9 protein-coding genes and 1 riboswitch are annotated in these 19,099 nt (G+C 61.4%); of the genes, 3 read left to right on the top strand and 6 right to left on the bottom strand.

All coding sequences use genetic code 11. The features are described 5' to 3' along the window. Together ACZ1HH_RS11220 and ACZ1HH_RS11215 are read right to left on the bottom strand one after the other, a co-directional pair. Positions 1-6,453 carry a type I polyketide synthase gene (locus tag ACZ1HH_RS11220; RefSeq protein ID WP_487320279.1) on the bottom strand — a complete coding sequence of 2,151 codons (6,453 nt, stop codon included), beginning with the start codon at positions 6,451-6,453 and terminating at the stop codon, positions 1-3. Between the two features lie 188 nt (positions 6,454-6,641). After that, entirely contained in the window at positions 6,642-8,108 is a 1,467-nt protein-coding gene (locus tag ACZ1HH_RS11215; protein WP_487320278.1) for a hypothetical protein, read from the bottom strand. Positions 8,109-8,280: 172 nt separating this feature from the next. Between ACZ1HH_RS11215 and ACZ1HH_RS11210 the strand changes: the two genes are divergently transcribed. Further along, entirely contained in the window at positions 8,281-9,003 is a 723-nt protein-coding gene (locus ACZ1HH_RS11210; RefSeq protein ID WP_472636666.1) for a WecB/TagA/CpsF family glycosyltransferase, read from the top strand. Between the two features lie 67 nt (positions 9,004-9,070). Here the strand turns inward: ACZ1HH_RS11210 and ACZ1HH_RS11205 are convergent, their stop codons facing one another. The 4 genes from ACZ1HH_RS11205 to ACZ1HH_RS11190 all read right to left on the bottom strand — a co-directional run bounded on the left by ACZ1HH_RS11205 (position 9,071) and on the right by ACZ1HH_RS11190 (position 17,069). After that, on the bottom strand, positions 9,071-10,069 hold the full coding sequence (locus ACZ1HH_RS11205) for a glycosyltransferase (protein ID WP_487320277.1): 999 nt from the start codon (positions 10,067-10,069) through the stop codon (positions 9,071-9,073). A 3-nt stretch (positions 10,070-10,072) separates the two neighbouring features. Beyond that, on the bottom strand, positions 10,073-14,080 hold the full coding sequence (locus ACZ1HH_RS11200; protein ID WP_487320276.1) for a translocation/assembly module TamB domain-containing protein: 4,008 nt from the start codon (positions 14,078-14,080) through the stop codon (positions 10,073-10,075). Then, positions 14,077-15,909, bottom strand: a complete 1,833-nt coding sequence (locus tag ACZ1HH_RS11195) for an autotransporter assembly complex protein TamA (RefSeq protein WP_472636663.1) — start codon at positions 15,907-15,909, stop codon at positions 14,077-14,079. The genes ACZ1HH_RS11200 and ACZ1HH_RS11195 overlap by 4 nt, the downstream gene beginning before the upstream one ends. Positions 15,910-16,085: 176 nt before the next feature. Then, entirely contained in the window at positions 16,086-17,069 is a 984-nt protein-coding gene (locus tag ACZ1HH_RS11190; protein ID WP_472636662.1) for a type I glyceraldehyde-3-phosphate dehydrogenase, read from the bottom strand. A gap of 170 nt (positions 17,070-17,239) precedes the next feature. Beyond that, a riboswitch (glycine riboswitch) is annotated at positions 17,240-17,345 on the top strand. 186 nt (positions 17,346-17,531) lie between these two features. Here ACZ1HH_RS11190 and gcvT point away from each other — a divergent pair. Together gcvT and gcvH are read left to right on the top strand one after the other, a co-directional pair. Then, on the top strand, positions 17,532-18,656 hold the full coding sequence (gene gcvT / locus ACZ1HH_RS11185) for a glycine cleavage system aminomethyltransferase GcvT (RefSeq protein ID WP_472636661.1): 1,125 nt from the start codon (positions 17,532-17,534) through the stop codon (positions 18,654-18,656). Positions 18,657-18,697: 41 nt separating this feature from the next. Then, the gene (gene gcvH / locus ACZ1HH_RS11180; RefSeq protein ID WP_011539712.1) at positions 18,698-19,057 is read left to right on the top strand and encodes a glycine cleavage system protein GcvH; all 360 of its coding nucleotides are present in this window, start codon (positions 18,698-18,700) and stop codon (positions 19,055-19,057) included. The last annotated feature ends 42 nt before the right edge of the window (positions 19,058-19,099 follow it).

The following is a 19,099-nucleotide window of genomic DNA, read 5'->3' as shown; positions in this document are numbered from 1 at the left end:
TTACTCCGCCGCCTTGGAGCTGTCGTGAGGCCGGGTCGCCCGACTGTTGGTTGTCGCCAGCAGATCGCGGATTTCCTTGCCAAGAACACTGACGTTGGGCGCTAGCACCATGCCATCATGATCGCCGGGCACCTCGCATACATCCAGCGCAGGAGCAAACTGCGACCAGTCATTGTCCGGATAGACATACTCGCGCTCGCGGCTCACCCACTGGCCGCCAGAGACCTTCCAGTGTTGGTCCAGCACCGGGCGATAGAGCGTGACCGGTCCATTCCAGGGCTGCACAGTGTAGCTGGCAACAGCGCGCAAAAACGCCAATTCGATCTTGCGATTGTTGAAGCCTGCATTCTCGGCCCCTTCGGACGGGCGGCTCTGGCGTTTGCGGATTTCCCAGGCAATGCGGTTGCGCGCCCATTCGGTCACAAACCCGGGCCCTTTGTCGCGGATTTCGGCGATCTTGATCAGGGCCTTGTCAATCGGTTTCAGGTCGGGGCGCACCGGGAGCGGCGTATCAAGAAGCACAAGCGCGTCCACAGCGTCGCCTGAGGCCTTGAGCTGTTGCGCGATTTCATAGGCGGTGATGCCTCCGCCCGAGAAACCACCAATCAGATAGGGCCCTTCCGGCTGCACCTGCCGCATCTCAGCGATATAGTCGCGCGCGGCGTCTTCGATCCGCTCATGGGGTTCATCCGCGCCAATCAGCCCGCGCGCCTGCAGGCCATAGACAGGGCGATCCTCTCCCAGGATTTGAGCAAGATGGCGCAGGTTCAGAACGTTTCCGAACATGCCCGCAACGATGAACATCGGCGCCGCTTCGCTATTTTCGCCGGACGCAAGGCGGACCAGGTGACTGTATCTCTGCGGCGCGGTGGTTTCCGTGTCGCTGGTAGATGTGCCCGTGACCGCCGGAGGGCCGGCCTCCATTTCAATGCGTTGCGCCAGGGCTGCCACGGTGGAGGCGTCGAACAGCACTGACATCGCAAACTCCACCCCAAAGCTGCGTTTGATCTGAGCAAATAGACGGACTGCGATCAGGGAATGCCCCCCAAGATCAAAGAAGCTGTCCTCTACACCAACGCGCGAGAGGCCCAGAAGGCTTGCAAAATGCCCGGCGAGCGTCTCTTCGGTTTCGGTGCTGGGCGCCACATAATCCGTATCCAGATCTGGGCGCTCAAAGCTCTGACCTTCGCTTTCTGACGTGAGTTTAGCCCCGTTTTCCGCCTGCGCGCGCAGGGCCGAAAGATCGAGCGAAGAGACAATGACCTGAGGCTGCTTTGCGGCGAGTGCGCGCTCGAGCGCTGCGCCACCCTCCTCACTGCGAATGCCATTCTCGAGATTGGCCAGCAAACGACGTTCATCCGGCGAAAGGGGCTGTATCTCCGCCTCCGAGGTGAGGCCAAGCGCGGCGGCTGTGGTGTCGGTGCGAGCGGGCAAGAGATCAAAGCCGCCGCTCAGCTGTTGCATGCGGAAATGCGAGATCTCGACCAGCACGTTCCCGGTCTCGTCGCAGAGGGTGATGTCAAACAGCACGGAGCCGCGTTCGCCGCCTTCTTGCGCAAGGCGCACGTGGCTAAAGACTGTTTTCTCCAAGGGCGCGTGGACCCGGATCGATCCATAAGACACCGGCACCCAGAGCGTGCTCGGCTCATATCCCGGTGCCAATTCGATGGCCCAGCCGGTTGCAAGGTCCAGCAAGCCCGGGTGTAGAAGTGTCCCGTCTTGGTCGGCCAGATCCGGCAGCGACAGTTTGGCGAGCCCCTCATCGCGACCAAGGGCCATGGATTGCAGCACATGCCACCGTGGACCAAAGCGCAGATTTGCCTCCTGTGGCGATGTCAGGCGCTCGCTTGCCGGATCTGCGGCCTTTGGTGTGCAGCGGGCGGCAATGGCCTCCAACGAAAGCTGCGCGGTCTCTGCGTCCAGCGCACGCGACACGACTTCGGCCTCTGCGGTGCGCGCGTATCCTTCCGAGGTTTCGGCGTGGATCTGGACGTCATAGCCGCCTTGAGTGGGAGCCAGATGCATCACTGCTTCGCGCGGACTGCCGTCCTCAACCACAAAGGGCTGCAGAAAATAGAGATCGCGGATCTCAAATGGTGGCGAGACGTCGAGCGCGGTCAGCCCTTCGGCTATCAACTCAACATTGCCCGTGCCGGGGATGAGGGCCCTGCCATCTTTGGTGCGGTGCTCATCGAGGAGCCAGTGTTTGTCCGCCTCAAAGAGGCTTTTGAATATGGGCGTGCCGTTCCGATCAAATCCTTGGGTTTGCCAGAGCGCGGCCTCTGAGGGCTGTGGTTCCGAAGGCGCAGCGCTGCCGCGCCGGGCGGCCATGGCGTCCGCTGCCATGCCGGTATCCGCCCAGATCCCCCAGTCCAGCGCCACCACGCGGGTTTGAGCGCCCTGTCGGGATTTTGCCCATGCATTGAGGAACTCATTGGCTGCGACATAATCTACCTGCCCTGCGGGGCGCGTGACGGTCGACGAGGATGAGAACAGCACCATGAGATCAATGGTGCCATCCGGGAAAACCTGATCCAGAACCCGCAAACCACTCACTTTCGGCGCGAGCACCTCAGCGATCTGCCGGTCGGTTTTGGCCAAGAGGGGCGCATCGGCGATAAAGCCAGCGCCATGGAAGAGGCCGGAGATCGGACCAAAGGCTGCAGAGGCGGCCTCGGCGGCATCCCGCATTTCTTGAAGATTGCAGACATCTGCGCTCAGCGTCAGCACCTCTCCGCGTCCGGTGGCCTCCAGTTTCTGAACCGCGCGGATGCGCTGCGCGATCCGATCGGACGGGCTGCGGCGGCGCAGCTCGCTGCCCCAGTCTGCGCGGGGCGGCAGCGTTTCGCGCGACAAAAGCGTCACTCGCGCCTCGTAAGTGCGCATCAGATGTTCCGCAATCGAGAGCCCAATGCCGCCGTAGCCGCCCGTCAGGAGGTAATGGCCACCTTTCTTGAGCGGCAGATCACGTGCGTCCGGCTCCGAAAGAAGAAGCGGGCGATAGTCCAGTTCAAAGCGTTTTTCACCGCGCCAAGCAGCGCTGTGGTTGCCTGGCATGGCAAGCAGCTCTTCGAGGAGCCGCGTTGTGATGCATGCAGGGGCTGACCCCCCAAGGAGCGCGTTCCAGCCGGTTGGAGCTTGCGGTAATTCGATGTCGCAAGTGGCGACAGTGATACCTGGGATCTCGCGCGGGATGATCCCGGCAGGCCCGGAGATCATCGCCTTTTCAGGATAGGGCAGGGTCTCGCCGTGGACCTGCATGGCACCAGTGGTCATCACGCTCAGATGCACGGAGTGCGGCAAATCGGCCTGCGCCAGCGCCTGACCCAATGCCGTAAGGGACATCAGCCCCATCTCGACGTTGCGGTCAAAGAACGAAGAGCCCGGCCGGAACTCTTCAGTTTCCGTGACCAGCCAGAAATGTGCGATCCGCTTTGGGAAATAGCCCGCCTCGGTCAGATCCGCCAGCAGCGCTTCGGTTCCAAATCGCCCCTCTTCGGGCGCCAGTTGGTAGAGATCGGGTGCAAGCTGCGCATATGTATCACCCGCGCGCACGCGCGCGACGCGGTGCCCGGCTTCGAGAAGCGCCTCGGCGCAGGCGGCCCCCTGTCCCGTGGTATCTTCGAAAATGAGCCAGGTATGCGGCTCAAGCGCGAGGTCTTTTTCAATGTCGAGTGCACAATCGGCCAGCCGTGGCCGCCAGGCCGGGCGATAGCCCCAGTCGGCCATGTCTTTGTGGCGTTCGGGCAGGGCGACTTCGGGTTGCTGCACCGATTTCCCCGGCTCGATGAAGTATCGGTTGCGCTGGAACGCGTAGGTGGGCAGGCTCAGGCGGTTGCGCTGCGCGTCGCCCCAGACCTGCGGCCAATCCGCTTCGACGCCGCAAGCCCACAGGCGCCCGATTACGCCAAAGAAATAGGCATCATCTGCAATGTCTTGATCGGGGTGACGCAGAGAACTCAGCACCTGCCCCGGTGCCACTTCAGGAGACATCTGAGCTAGAGCGCTCAGCGCCTTGCCGGGACCTACCTCAAGATAGACGCGTCCCTTGGTGGCCCCGAGCGTTTCGATGCAATCCGCAAAGCGCACGGTATTGCGCAGCTGCTCGACCCAGTAGTCCGCGCTCATCGCCTGTTCCGCCGTGAGCGGCTGACCGGTGCGGTTGGACATCACCGGAAGGGTCGGAGGTTGCAGATCAAGGCGGCGCAGGAAATCACCATATGCGCCGAGGATAGGTTCGAGCATGCGGCTGTGGGCGGCAATATCGATGGGAATGCGCTGGAACTCCACGCCGCGCGCCCGAAGTTGCTCGGACAGGGCGTCGAGGCGATCATTGGGGCCGGAGACAGCGGTGAGTTCCGGGGCGTTGACGCTGGCGATGTCCAGATCCTCGCCCACCAGCGCCTCCACCTCTGCCAGCGGCAGCGAGATCGACAACATGCCACCTGGCTCGATCGTGTCGAACAAGCGCCCGCGCAGCTGCACGAGGTCGATGCAATCTTCAAAGCGCATCACACCCGCGAGACAGGCCGCGGTATTTTCGCCCATCGAATGCCCCACCATGGCGGCGGGCCGAACGCCCCAGCTGATCCATAGCTGCGCCAGCGCGTATTCCACGATCATGATGAGTGGCAATTGCACCGAAGGTTTCAAGAGGGCCGCATTGGCGCTGGCCTCTTCACCCGGTTCAGGCAGCCACAGCGCGCGGATGTCAAAATCGAGGCTCTTTTCCAGGTGATCCAGACCCTGATCCATCCAATCCGCAAAGACTGGTTCGGTCTCATAGAGATCACGCGCCATGCTCGCAAACTGCGCTCCACCGCCGGGGAACATAAAGACGGTTTCGGGCTGCGGACCGAGGTGATCATGGGTGAAGACCTCGCGTGGATTGGCCGCTTCCAACTTGTCAGCGGCTTCGGTGGCGGTTTCGGCCACCACAACGCGGCGTTTGGCGAACCCTCTGCGGCCTTCCTTGAGCGTAAAGGCCACATCGGCCAGTTCAACCTCGGGATTGGCGCGCAGATAGGCGATCAGGTTCTGGGTGTTGGCCTCGAGCGCGGCTTTGGTCTGGCCAGAGAGGCAGAGCACCTGAAACGGGAAATCGCTTTCCTCGGAGGCAGCGCGCACCGGGGCCTCTTCGAGGATGGCATGCGCGTTGGTGCCCCCAACGCCAAGTGCATTCACGGCTGCGCGGCGCGGGCCCTTGTGTGACATCCATGGGCGCAATGCGTCGTTGACCTGAAAAGGTGAGGTTTCAAAATCGATTGTTGGGTTCGGCTTTTCAAAACCCAGCGAGGGCGGCAGGGTCTTGTGCTCCAGCGCCAGCGCGGTTTTTACAAAACTTGCCACGCCAGCGGCGGTATCGAGATGACCGATATTGGTTTTGACCGACCCGATCCGGCAATAGCCCTTTGCGTCCGTGCCGTCGCGATAGGCCTCTGTGAGGGCGGCCACCTCGATGGGGTCGCCGATATAGGTGCCGGTGCCGTGACATTCCACATAGTCTATGGTCTCGGGATTCACGCGCGCCGCTGTCAGCGCCTTCCGCACGGCGGCGGACTGCCCGTCCACCGAAGGCGCCAGATAACCGGCCTTGGCGGCGCCGTCATTGTTTATGGCAGAGCCTTTGATCACGGCCCAGATATGGTCGCCGTCCGCGACTGCATCGCTCAGTCGACGGAGCGCCACCGCCCCAGCACCCGAGCCAAAGACGGTGCCCTGAGCGCGATGATCAAAGGCATGGCAATGACCATCAGGCGACAGGATTTCGTTTTCCTTGTAGAGGTAGCCGCGCCCCTGCGGGAGCTCGATCGTCACCCCCCCCGCCAGAGCCATGTCGCATTCGCCATTGCGCAGCGCCTCGGCGGCGTAATGGATCGCAACCAGCGAGGTCGAACAAGCGGTCTGAACGTTGACCGATGGCCCTTTTAGATCAAAGACATGGCTCACACGGGTGGTGAGAAAATCCTTGTCGTTTCCGGTGTGGCGCAAAAGGAACATGCCAACGTCATCCACCAGATCCGGGTTCGAGCAGATGTTGAAATAGAAATAACTGCCCATGCCGCAGCCCGCATAGACGCCCACCTGACCTTTGAGGCTCTCTGGAGTATGCCCTGCATCCTCCATTGCGCCCCAAGCCACCTCGAGAAACTTGCGATGCTGGGGGTCGAGGATCGCCGCCTCTTTGGGTGAAAACCCAAAGAACTCCGCATCAAATTCGTCAAATCCGCCAAGCGGCGCACATGAGGGGACATAATTGGGATCGCGCAGCGTCTCCGCCCGCTCGCCAGCGGCAAGAAGACTGTCTTCATCGACGCTCTGGATCGACTCGATCCCATCGCGCAGGTTGGTCCAGTATTCCTGAACCGATGCTGCCCCCGGCAAAGCGACCGACATGCCGACTACGGCGATATCGTCCGGGCTGAAAGCGCCGTTTTGTGTCTTCTTGTCCATTTCTGTCGACCTATCTCGGCCTATGCCGACTTCAGTGTCACAAAATTCAGATGCCACATGCGCGCCACAATGGCGTTTGGGAGCCTGAGCGCTGGGCGACTTAAGTGCGGATTACGAAACATCTTGGGCCGTGCTGAGGTGGGATTGTGGTCAAACTGAGGATCTGAGTGCCATGTTGCGCAGCTGCTTTAGTCCATCACCGGATGTGACTGGCTCTTTCTGGCGGGCATGTCTAATGCCTGACGTCCACCGAACAGCGCTTGACGGGGGGCAAAGCTCCTCGGGTAAAGTTCCCGTTCCGCATAGCCCAAAATGGCTCCCGCACACATCCAGGTGACGGGTACCAGCGTATCATTCAACAACATATCAATCATGGTGGCACCCAAGATCAGCGATATACAAGAGACATGCGGTGATATTCTGGATGTCTCTTGTCGTCGCATCGCCCAGTAGAGCAGGGCAAGCGTGCTCGTCAAAAGCCCCATCTCCGCAAGGTAGCCCACCCATCCGAAACTCCCAAAGGTGATGATCCACCGGCCGTCTGGAATGGAAAGGATGCGGCCGTCGTTTTCATCTCGGATCAGGTTCCTTCCCCAGGCGCCCCAGCCAAAAACGGGTTTTTCAGCAGCCCTTTCTAACAAAACCTCCTCGTTTTCAAATCTATAGCCCAAAGACTGCGCGCGATCCGGGCTGAATTCTTCGATCTTGGTCAAGACCGTCTCTAGTGGAATAACATGCGCGTTTCGCAGGATCGGGTAGATGCAACCAATCAGCGCGATAGCCAATGCCAGTTTAACCTGCAGGCGATAGGACGCCAGCGCGACAACGGGGGTAAAGGCGAGCCCATAGGCCAGCGATGCCATGCTTTTGCACAAAACCAGCATACAAAAGAGGTAGAACGCGGCCACGTAGAGGCGTGCGCGGCTGCCTGACTCTGCCACGCGGGCCAGCGACACGGTAGCGATCAAGGCGCTGAACATGAACAGAGCAAGCCAGAGCGCATGCGGCAGGAACACGATTGGCCGATAGCCCCCCATCCGGATCATCTGGGCAAAGTCATGTTGGAAAAATCCATAGATCCATACATTCATCTGCGGGCTGAAACGGATCTCGATCAGGGAGGGAATGGAATAGAACAGACCCGCAATGCAGAAGGCCAGTAGCAATTCGCGATGCGCGTCTGGCGTAGAAAGATGGCGGCGCGCGATGAAAAACGGGATCAAAACGATGACCTGCCCGATCATCACCGAACCCATATCGCGCCAGCGTAAACCGGGCAGTTCCGAATGATAAAAGATGATCGGCGCGGCGTCTTGCAGCGTTTCAAACAGGATCCGATCGGAATTGGTCAGCACGGTGGGGATCGCGCTGATCACAAATACGATGACCAGAATGCGCAGGAACAGCGCACTGGGTAAAAACGGCACCGGAGCTTTTGCCACGAAGATGCAGCCGACAAGCGCCATGATCGAACTGATCGAGAATTTGTCGAGATCCGGCACGAGTGGCAGGTCAAAGGCGGCGACAGGTGGCAAGATCAGGTAGCCCCCGATCAGACAGAGCAAGATTGCACGTTGCAAGGGGAGCCGTTGAAAAAACACCAGCACCGCAACTGGCCACACCAGCAACATCAAGTTTGCAATCGCGTTAGGCACTCATTCTCGCCTCACTTCGACCCAGATTCCCTAGTACGGTATACTTCAGATCGGGCACAAGTTTTTCGGAAATATGGTAAAAAGAAGTTTGTGCAGGCACCAAGAGAGCTGTCGGAATATGAATTTTCTGTTCGATAAACAAAGCATTACGGTCAATGTCCCGAATTGGCGCATGTTGAAAGCCAAAATTTCGAACAGGTTCCATGAGCGCGACGGCTTTGCGCTGGCGACGATCAATCTCGATCATTTGGTGAAGCTGGGGCATGATCAGGCTTTTCTGACTTCGTATCAGGCGCAGGATTTTATCGTTGCGGACGGGCGCCCGATCACCTGGCTCTCCTATCTTGCGAACCAGCCTGTCGACTTGATGCCGGGGTCCGACATGGTGACGCCGCTCGCTGAACTGGCCGCATCTGCCAAGGCCAAGGTGGCGCTCGTGGGCTCTTCGGAAGCCGTGTTGCAAAAAGCAGGCGCAGAGCTGAGCCGCCGTGTGCCGGGGCTTGAGGTCGTCTATGTACGCGCACCCAGTAGAGGGTTTGATCCGTTTGGCGCAGAGGCGCGCGGTATCCTGCAAGACCTTGATGCCCAAGACATCGGGCTGTGTTTTATCGCCCTCGGTGCGCCCAAGCAGGAACATTTTGCCCGTCTTGGCCGGGAGCTTGCGCCGCGCACGGGCTTTGCGTCGATTGGGGCAGGGTTGGATTTCATCGCGGGCGCTCAACGGCGTGCACCAAGGCTAATGCGAAAACTTGCGCTCGAGTGGCTCTGGCGCATGCTGAGCAACCCGCTCCGTTTGATGCCGCGCTATGTCAAGTGCATTCTGATCTTGCCGGGCCAAGTCGTCCACGCGTTGCGCCTGCGGATGGATGCGGGCGCCGTGAGACGCGAAAGCTAGGTCAATCCTCTGGTCGTCACTCACCGCTGAGCGGACGGAGACCGCTCGGTCCCCGCTGGCTGGGCAGCTATTTGTACTCGATCAAGTCCCGCTGGCTGCCACGCAGCCTGTTGAGATGAAACTCGATCACGCCGAGGGCTTCGGGGCATTTCCCGAGAACGGAATAGAAGGCCGCGATCGGCCTCATCCTGCGCGACAGGCGTAGGAACTGCAGCGGGTAGAGAAGGGCCACAGCGGCTGCAAGCAGTGGCGAGACGACGGCGCTCAGCAGGATCAGCAATGGCAGCAGCGCCCCCCAGACAATGGCACGGCGTGTTTCTGTGATCCAATGCCGTTCGGGCGGCGCGCCATGTAGGAACGCGCCTTCGGCAAAGGCATGACCTGCACGACGCGTACGGTTCCACCACTGCGAAAACCTGAACATCTGTGCGTCATGCAGCGTCATCTCGTGATCCAGCCGCCAGACCCGCCAGCCGGCGTGTCGCAGGCGCACGCAGAGCTCTGGTTCCTCGCCTGCAATCAGCGTGTCACGGTATCCCCCCACCGCCAAAAGCGCGTCGCGGCGCATCAGTGCATCCCCTCCGCAGGCACGGGTTTCGCCAACTGGCGTGTTCCATTCCTGATCGCAGAGCCAATTGTACACGCTGGCTTCGGGTGCGCGCTCGCGCCTGCGGCCACAGACAACCGCCACATCCGGGTGATGGGCCAAGAAATCTGTGGCCTGGGCCAGCCAGCCCGTATCCAGCACGCAGTCACCGTCAATGAATTGCACCAGCCCAGGTGTCCCGGATACGCCAAGATGCTGAAGCCCCGCATTTCGGGCGCGGGCCGCGGTAAAGGGGCGTGACATGTCCAGCGCGACGACTTCAGCGCCACGAGCCTCTGCCTGCGCAACCGAACCATCGGTCGAACCGCTGTCGACATAGATGATCCGCTGCACCTGACCTGCGAGACTGTCAAGGCAGGCCAGCAGACGCGTGCCCTCATTGCGCCCAATGACAATGGCATCAACACGCAGGGGGCCTCGTGGGCGCGTGTCGCACTGGGAAGGTGGCACAGTGCGCATGCCTTAATAATCCCGCTTGAAATACACCCCGAGCCCCGTCTCGCCTTCGCTATCGGCCTTGCCGGTCACGGTGAGGGATTTGGTAAGGTCGAGGTTGATCGACAGTTCGCTGTTGCCTTCGGCGGTTACGTTCACGTCCGTGTACACGTTGTCCGCAAGATACCCGCCAAGCCCCAGCTGCCCCACGCCGAGATTGTCGATGCCAATATCTGCATTGTCTGCGCCGGTGCTGTCACGCAGCGCCTTGTTCGCGCCACCGCCGCGACCGCTCAGTGTCAGGGCAGAACTGGCCAGCCGCGCAAGCGCGAGCGGTGAAATGTCTTGGATGTTGTCCCCAAACAGCAGCAGGGCCAGCGCCTCTTCGCTTGGTCGAGGTGGCTCTGACGTGACCTTGATCTGCGGGCCATCGAGGGGACCGGCAATAGAGAGGGTGGCAGTGCCCTGTTCGGTATTGGCGCTCGAGACAAACTCCAGATAGGGCTTGAGGTCGCCCAAGAGCGTCACGCGCCCTTCGTCGAGGTTCAGCCTGCGCCCCAGAATGTCAAAGGTGCCACGGATCAGACCCACTTGCCCGGAAGGCGCAAGATTGGCGGTGGTGCCACCCACCGCGATTGTGCCGCCCAGTTCCGCATTGAGCCCGCGGCCCCGCGCAAAGATCTTGTTTGGCGCACTGATAAGCACATCAAGTGCGATATTGCTGTTGCTCTTGGAAGCCGCAGATCCCGTCTCAATCAAGCCGGCGCGGGCTCTGGTTGCGATCTGTGCGCCCGTTTGGCCGACGTGGCGAATTGGCGGAATGGGCGCGGCTGATACAGCGCCCCCGGCTGTGTTGAGGTTGAAGTTGGTTTCGCCAATGTCGATCCGCCCGGAGAGGCGACTGTTTCCCGCAAGCGCGCCCGAAAAGCGCAGCTGCCCGCCAAGGGAGGTGTCAAATGACAGGTTGTCGGTCAGCACCACGTCAGCGAGCGAGATCCGCAGATCCCCTGCATAAGGCGCGGCAAGAGAGACCGGGCCATTGACCTCGATGCGCCCGCCGTCACGCGGACGGGCCGAAAGATTCACGGCGGCGGAACCACTATTCAACGAGATACGGGTGGAGATCCCCTCGATGGTCTGCGCTGCTTGGGGCAGAACCATCTGCGCGCCGGATGTGGTGATTGTGCCGCTCACCGAATTGAGTTGCGCCGGCCCGCGCAGTGCGAGATCAAATTCGGCCAGCCCCTTGATGAGATTAGGCTTCAAAAAGGCGTTGGCCCCTTCCAGCCGCAACGTTCCCTTGGCCGAGACATCCGCGATTGCCCGCGCCTCATCCCATGTTCCAGCCAGCCGTGAGGCCATTCCAAGTGGGCCGTCTGCGGTGCTCTCGACGGTCCAGATACCATCTGCGCGGCGGGCTTCCCCCTTCGCGCTCAGTGCCCCGTCCAGCCCTGGTACAATCTGCTGTAGCTCGCGCACCAGGGCGTCAAAGCGGACGCGGGCCGTGCCATCGGTTTCACTGAGCTCGACATCGAGGTCAGCCGCCGTTCCTGCGGGCCCTGTAACCTTGCCCCCTGCCGCCCATGCGCCAGCCCGCCGGGTAGCGGAAATATCCGCTGAGGCCCGCCCTGGAAGCGTTGGCGCGTAGGCGCGCACTTCTGCCACCTCCGCCTTCAGCTTGAGATCAAGATCGCCCGAGGTTTCAACAAAGCCTGCGTCAAAAGTTGCGGTGGTATCGCCGGGGGCCGTGACATCACCTTTGGCCTGCCACTGGCCGTCCCGCCGGGATGCGATCAGTCTTGCCGTAGCCTGCCCAGTGATGGCGGGGGCAAATTGCCCCACTCGCGCCAATAGCGCGGAGAGATCAAGGTCGACCGCGCCGTCGGCCTCATGAAATCCCCCCTTGATCCGGGCGCGCGTACCGCCAGTGGCAGTGAGCGTCATATCCCCGGTCCATTGCGCCGCGCGTCGAGTGGCCGTGCCAGTTGCAATCACCGGCGCCCCCGCGAGTTCGGGAACAAAGGCTTCGGGCGCGCCAACAAAGGCCTCAAACCCAAAATCGGCTGCACCGGCAAGCGTGAAGCTGCCGTCGAGATCCATCGCGGTTTTCTGTGGCCCGCGCAAAGCGACAGTGCCGTCGAGACGGTCGCCACTGCGGTCGAAATGCGCCGAGAGCGTGAGCGGTCCAGGCAGGTCAGTCACAAACCGCTCGAGCCGCGCGAGCGTGGCATCAAGGCGCAGCGCGCCTTCGCCACTATCGAGCGTTCCATGCCCGGTTGCGGATACTTCCGCAGTTTGCAGGTGAAATTGGTCAATCCGGATTCCGGCCGTGTCGCGCGCGGCCACCAGCTTCAGGCGGCTCTCTCCCACCAAGAGCGGATCCACATTCGGGATTGCGGTGCCAAGATCGCGCCCCAGAAGCGCAAGATCGACCCCGAAGGCGCCGCTCAGAGGTTGGAAATGCCCGCTCACATCGGCTTCTGCCGATCCTGACAGATCCAGCCCGGCCAACGCCGAATACCGGCTGAGGTTTTCTGCCAGAAGACTGAGCGTGGTGGCGATGCGCAGATCTCCTTCGAGCCTGTCAAAACGCAACTCGCCCCGCGCGCTGTAAGAGTCGCCCTGCAGTTCGAGATCGCGCACCAGAAAATCGGCGCCGTCTTTCGTCGTCAGCCGTGCGCTGAGGCTGAGTTCGCTGCCGGTTGCCGCAGCCAGCGCAGGATCCGAAAGCACAAAGCCGCTGAGCCGCGCATCAAGTGCCCCATCAAGGTTGAAACCTGCGTCTTGGTCCAGCGCCCCTGCGGCGTTCACGACCGCGCGTTTGATGCTGAGGTCTGCTGTGCGCAGGCTGTCGAGTTCGGCGTTGATGGTCCAGTTTTCGCCTTCCGGCTTCTTCAAATCCATCGTCACGGCAGCAACCGTGGTGTCGGCGCCTGACACCGGAAGGATTACCGCGGCTTGCCCCTCGGGCGCTGTGATTGCAGCCTTGAGATTGGCGGTCTGCAACATGCCCGCTTCTAGGCGTAGCGCGCCGGTCAGTTGCAAGGCGCGGGTGCGCAGCACGAGGTTGTCAAGTTCGACACCGCCAGAGCTCAGGCTGCGACCTTTGACATTGGCGCGCATGCCGGGGCCAAAGAAGGGGCGATATGCGTGCGGGAGCAGCGGGTCTATGTCGCCCCCGATGTCCGCCGAGAACGCCAGCCCCGTATCAGTATCGCTGTCGACATCTCCCAGGCCTCTCAGGCTCACGGTCCCTGTGATGCGGTCGTGGCTATTGCTGGCAAACCCGATGTCTGCCGTAAAATCTGTAAGCGGGCCTTCGCCTTTGATGGCGAGGCGTAGATCAGGGCGGCCGGGCAAGTCCATCGCGGTCGAGAGCAAGCCGCCGGGTGCCTCGTCGAGCGCAATATCCAGTGCGAGCTGTTCGGTGGTGTTGGAAAAAGACGCCGCAAGATGGAGCGCGTCACCGCGCCTGTCCAATCGTGCCACATTGAGGTCGGTCTCCAGCGCCCCATCCGCTAGTGTCAGCGCGCCATCAACCGACAGGGAGGCTGCTTGGCCGGTCAGGGCTTCGCCAAGCCGGATTTCACCTGCGGCGATGTCGCCGATCTCAATTGACACAGGCAATTCCGGGAGCCGGAAAGGTGTCGCCTCGGGCGTGGGCAATTCCGGGTCTGCGGGCACCGGTTCCGGGCTGCGCGCCACGGTAATGCGATCTGCCTTGAGGTGATTGACCGAAAAGCGTCCGCGCACCAGTGCAAGGCGGTTCCAGTCGAGTTCGGCCCCTTCGACCGTCAACCAGATGCCCTCTGCGTCAGAGACGGTTAGCTTGGCGATCTTTGCCTGCGAGGAAAACGCGCCCTCCAGACCCTCGACACTCACCGTGCGGCTGTCGCCGGAGAGTGTATCCTCGAGAAAGGACACCAAGAGGCCGCCAGATTCTGACGCGTCTTGTGCCAGGGTGGGCAGGGGCGTCAGGACCGGGCAGGTGGCGAGGCCACAGGTGAAGATGAGGCTCTGGAGGTTCTGTTTCAAAACGCCTGTCCTATGCCGATGTAAAACTGCAACCCGTCTTCGGTGTCGCCCGCCACCGGCATCGCGAGGTCGAGCCGGATCGGGCCAACACCGGTGACATCATAGCGTACACCAAAACCGGCCCCCGCATGATATTCGCTGTCGCCACTGATAAAACTGTCTTTGTCGACAAAGCCGACGTCGTAAAAGCCTACCAGCGAAATCGCATTTGTGATCCGCCCGCGCAGCTCGCCCGAAAGCGCAAGGTAGGCGCGCCCACCGGCTGTGCCGCCGGGGGTGTCAACCCCGAGGGATTGGAACTCCTGTCCGCGCACGGAGCCCGCACCGCCCGAGAAATACAGAAATGTCGGAGAGACATCGCTTGGGTCTGGACCGATGATCGAGCCAAGCTGCACACGCCCTGCAAGGACCAGACGATCAGAGTTGCCTAGCGCTTTGTAACCGCGGGCATCAATGTTGATCTGCACCCCGGGATCGCCACCCGATACGCCCACAAAGGGGACGATTTCCCCGTCGAGATAGTAGCCAGCCGTCGGGTTGGTCTTGATATTGCGCATGTCCTTTTCGCCCCGCAGACGTGCGGCCACATATTTGAACTCGCGGTTGCTGCCATAGGCGTCGTCCGCGTTGATGTAGCGCAATCCGAGCGCGCCTTCGACAAAGGTGGTGTCGGAAACGATGCGCCGCACCCCGACTGCGGCCAAGGCGCTGCGGGCGGTATAATGCTCCTCACGCAACTGCTCGATCGAGGCGAGGTAGAACAGGTTGCGGTCCGTGCCCAGGGCAGCCGGACGGTCCAGACGTGCGGTGATGCTGCTGTTGATGTCGCTGCTGCCGATGCCACTCACCGAAAAGTCGATTTTCAATCGCTCGGCGCCGCCAAACAGGTTCCGGTGCATCCAGCTGGTGCTGAGTTCCATCGCCTGCGACGAGGAAATCTCCACCCCGAACGTGAAACGCCGCTTGGGCAGATCTTCGACTTCGGCAATGAAATCGAGGCTGCCATCGGGGTTCGGCACGTCGGCCTGTCGCAGCGCAACGGTCGAGAACGCCCCCGTGCGGCGCAGGCGATTGGCGGCTTTTGAGACGAGATCGGGATGATAGGTTTGCCCTTTGGCAAAGCCTGCGATCCGCTGGATCGCCTGAGGCCGTACGTCGGATTCGCCTGTAATTCTGAGGTTGCCTAGGCGCAGCCGCGGTCCCGGTGCGATCCTGAGTTCGGCATCGAGGCGCCGTTTGACCGCATTGGCAGTAATGGATTGACCGGCAAGTTCTACCTTCGGGTGGCCGGCACGATCCCAGGCGCCAAGGCCCGCGTTTGCAGCCTCCTGAATGGCACCGGTGTTGGCGGGTTTGCCGGTCGCAAAGCCTTCGGGCAGGGACGCGGTCCCCCCCGCGGGCAGGGGGTTGACGACGGTACGGCCAAAGGTGAAGGCCGGGCCCGGATCGACGGTGATGGCAATGTTCTGCACGCGCTTTGGCGGGTTCAGCAGGTTGATCGCCGCAGCCTCGCGCCCATCCAGACGAATATTGACGACAGGCGCAAAATATCCCGCGTCATAAAGGACTTGAACCAAGGTCCGATAGTCCGAGAGCGATGCCGCAATGATCTCTTGTGTTTCCGAGTTTTGGCTCAGCCCAAGCGCCGCGCTTGCTCCGCGCAGCCGTTCGGCGAGATCGTCTGGTGCCTTGGGAGCGGCGAGGTTTGCATCCAGCGCCGACAGGGGGCTGGCCGATAGGGCGACACTCAGGCTCAAGGCCAGCGACAAGGGGCGCAGAGTGCGGCACAGGGGAAAGGCAGTCCGGCGCAATTGGCAAAATCTGAACATGAAATCTCCGGCAGCGGGCAGGCGGGGCGGTGCAGAACCGTGGCTGGCAGAAACAAGCCAACGGCATATGGATGAGGCTACACGCATGGCCGGTGACATAAAACCTCGGCCCGCCGGGTCGAGCCCATGTAGAGGAGAATTGCTGTAGTGGCGTGGCGAAAATGCGCCGATCAGGCCTAGGGCTGCATCGCGCGCGCGACATCCAGCATCCGCGCCGAAAAGCCCCATTCATTGTCATACCAGCCGAAGATGCGCAGCTGCTGCGTCCCCACCATGCGGGTTTCGGGGGCTGCGATAATCAGCGATTCTGGCCGCGCCCGCAGGTCCGAAGAAACGAGCGGCTGTTCGGTCCATCCCAAGATGGGCGAGCCGTTGGCCGATGCCTTCAGGGCCATCAGGAGATCGGATTGATCCCATTCTGATTGCAGGGTTGCCACGAGATCCACCGCCGAAACGCTGGCGGTCGGAACCCGTACGGCGGCGCCGGAAATCCGCCCCTTGAGGCGAGGCAGAACGACGTCGATCAGATGCATTGCGGAGGTTGTCGTGGGCACCATGGACTGTGCGCCTCCCCGCGACCGGGCGAAGTCGCCGCGCGGTGTGTCCACCATCGGTTGCGAGTTGGTATAGCAGTGGATGGTGGTCATGTGACCGGCTTCAATTCCGGCGACCGCATCCACCAGCTGCACCAGCCCTGCAACCGCATTGGTGGTGCAAGAGGCGTTCGACACGATCTTCGCGCCTGCAAGGTCAGCATCATTGACGCCGTATACAACGGTGACTTCGGCAGCCGGAGATGGTCCGGAAATCAAAACCTTGCGCGCTCCTGCGGTCAGGCCACGCTGTGCCAGGTCGGTCGTGCGTGCAATGCCTGTGCATTCCATCAAGACATCCACACCCGCGAGGTCGAGGTTGGTCACATTGGCCTCTTGGTGAAGCGCGATCTGCCGCCCGTCGACGCAGAGCGTACCCGCCTCGAGCGACACCTCGCCCGGGTAGGGGCCAAAGGTGCTGTCGTATTGGAACAGATAGGCGCACATCTCCGCATCGGTGATGTCGTTGATGCAAACCACCTCGATCCCGGAGCCGCGCGGGCTGGTCAGGATCTGGCGCAAGATTGTACGGCCAATGCGGCCGAATCCGTTGATCGCTATCTTCATGGGCAAAGCTATGGCAGCGCTTTTTGCGCCCGGCAATCCACCCGCACAATAATGCGGCAGGCTTGATACAATCGCGTCCGAAGGGAACCTGGGGGCAGAAAGGCTACTGTTTGCGACAGGATGGGGATCGATTCCGTCTTGCGCCACGCGTGCCGCGCTGCTAGCGTCCGCCGCAGCACATGGGAGAACCGACCAAGAGGCTTGGCGCCTCGCTGATCGGTGCCGAAGGAGCAACCGCCCCGGAAACTCTCAGGCCACAAGGACCGTGTGCGCGTAACTACTCTGGAGAGAGCCCGACAAGATCGGGCCGCCGAAGGGATAACGATCTCAGGCGAAGGGACAGAGGGGGCATCAAAGCGTGCAGGCTCAGCCTGCGCAAAACCTTGGATGCCGGATGCCAATCGACGCGTTGACATGTTATGATTTGACCGCACCGGCCGCAGACGCGGAAGGCAGGCCGATATGTCGGATCTGAAGACCACTCCCCTTACCGAATTGCACGAGAGCCTCGGGGCCAAGATGGTGCCCTTTGCTGGCTACTCCATGCCTGTGCAATACCCGCTCGGGATCATGAAAGAACACACGCACACCCGCGAGAAAGCCGGGCTCTTCGATGTGAGCCACATGGGGCAGGTGATTCTGCGTGGAGAGAGCTATGAGGCCGTGGCCGCTGCGTTTGAAAAGCTGGTGCCGATGGATGTACTCGGGCTGTCCGAGGGGCGCCAACGCTACGGGCTGTTCACCAACGATACGGGCGGCATCGAGGATGACCTGATGTTCGCCAACCGCGGTGATCACCTGTTTGTGGTTGTGAACGCAGCCTGCAAGGACGCTGACATCGCCCGCATGAAGGCCGCGCTTGAACCCGAAGTAACAGTCGAGCCTGTCACCGATCGCGCGCTTCTGGCCCTTCAGGGCCCTGCCGCTGAGGCGGCGCTGGAGGCGTTGGTGCCTGGCGTTGCGGCGATGAAGTTCATGGATGTGGCAACCTTCGCATATGAAGGCGGAGAGCTCTGGATCTCCCGCTCTGGTTATACCGGAGAGGATGGCTATGAGATCTCCGTCGCCGAAGCCGGCGCAGAGGCCTTTGCCAAGGCTCTGCTGGCACATGCCGACGTTGAGGCCATTGGCCTCGGCGCACGAGATTCCCTACGCCTTGAGGGCGGGCTTTGCCTTTATGGGCACGACATCGACACTGAGACCCGCCCGTTTGAGGCCGCTCTTGGCTGGGCGATCCAAAAAGTACGCCGCCCGGGTGGCGACCGCGCGGGCGGCTTTCCCGGTGCAGATGCGATCTTTGCTGATCTCGGTGGCAAGGCCCCGCGCAAACGTGTGGGTCTGAAGCCCGAGAGCCGTGCGCCGATGCGCGAGGGTGTTGTGCTTTACGCAAGTGCCGAAGGTGGCGACCCTATCGGCACCATCACGTCTGGTGGCTTTGGTCCGACCGTTGGCGGCCCGGTCGCCATGGGCTACGTCACCGCAGAGCATGCTGCTCTGGACACACAGGTCTTTGGCGAGCTGCGCGGCAAGCGCGTGCCCGTCACTGTTGCAAAGCTGCCCTTCGTGGCGGCCAACTTCAAACGCTAATACCGGTCCCCGCTAAAGCGGCCAACACAGGAAGAGAACCCATGAAATACACCGAAGAACACGAATGGCTGCAGGTCGAAGGCGACGTTGTGACTGTTGGCATCACCTCCCACGCGGCCGAGCAGCTGGGCGATGTGGTCTTTGTTGAGCTTCCCGAAGTGGGCAGCGAAGTCTCCAAGGACGACGAGATCGTGGTCATCGAATCCGTTAAGGCAGCGTCGGACATTCTCGCGCCGCTCGACGGTGAAGTGGTCGAAGTCAACGAGGCCATCGTGGACGCGCCGTCCAAGGTCAATGAGGACCCGGAAGGCGAAGCTTGGTTCTTCAAACTCAAAGTCTCCGACATGTCGCCGATGGACGACTACATGGACGAGGCTGGCTACAAAGACTTCATTGGCTGATGCGTTTGGGCCCGTTGCCGTGTGGTGCGGGCCCCTCTTTTA

The organism is Epibacterium sp. HA2-3, assembly GCF_055693725.2.
This window is presented reverse-complemented; position numbering and strand designations above follow the sequence as displayed.

Bases quoted from the DNA above. Each gene is read 5' to 3' on its own strand.
- ACZ1HH_RS11195 (WP_472636663.1), bottom strand. From the start codon at position 15,909: ATGTTCAGATTTTGCCAATTGCGCCGGACTGCCTTTCCCCTGTGCCGC.
- gcvH (WP_011539712.1), top strand. From the start codon at position 18,698: ATGAAATACACCGAAGAACACGAATGGCTGCAGGTCGAAGGCGACGTT.
- ACZ1HH_RS11205 (WP_487320277.1), bottom strand. From the start codon at position 10,069: ATGCGCACTGTGCCACCTTCCCAGTGCGACACGCGCCCACGAGGCCCC.
- ACZ1HH_RS11190 (WP_472636662.1), bottom strand. From the start codon at position 17,069: ATGAAGATAGCGATCAACGGATTCGGCCGCATTGGCCGTACAATCTTG.
- ACZ1HH_RS11210 (WP_472636666.1), top strand. From the start codon at position 8,281: ATGTTGAAAGCCAAAATTTCGAACAGGTTCCATGAGCGCGACGGCTTT.
- ACZ1HH_RS11220 (WP_487320279.1), bottom strand. From the start codon at position 6,453: ATGGACAAGAAGACACAAAACGGCGCTTTCAGCCCGGACGATATCGCC.
- gcvT (WP_472636661.1), top strand. From the start codon at position 17,532: ATGTCGGATCTGAAGACCACTCCCCTTACCGAATTGCACGAGAGCCTC.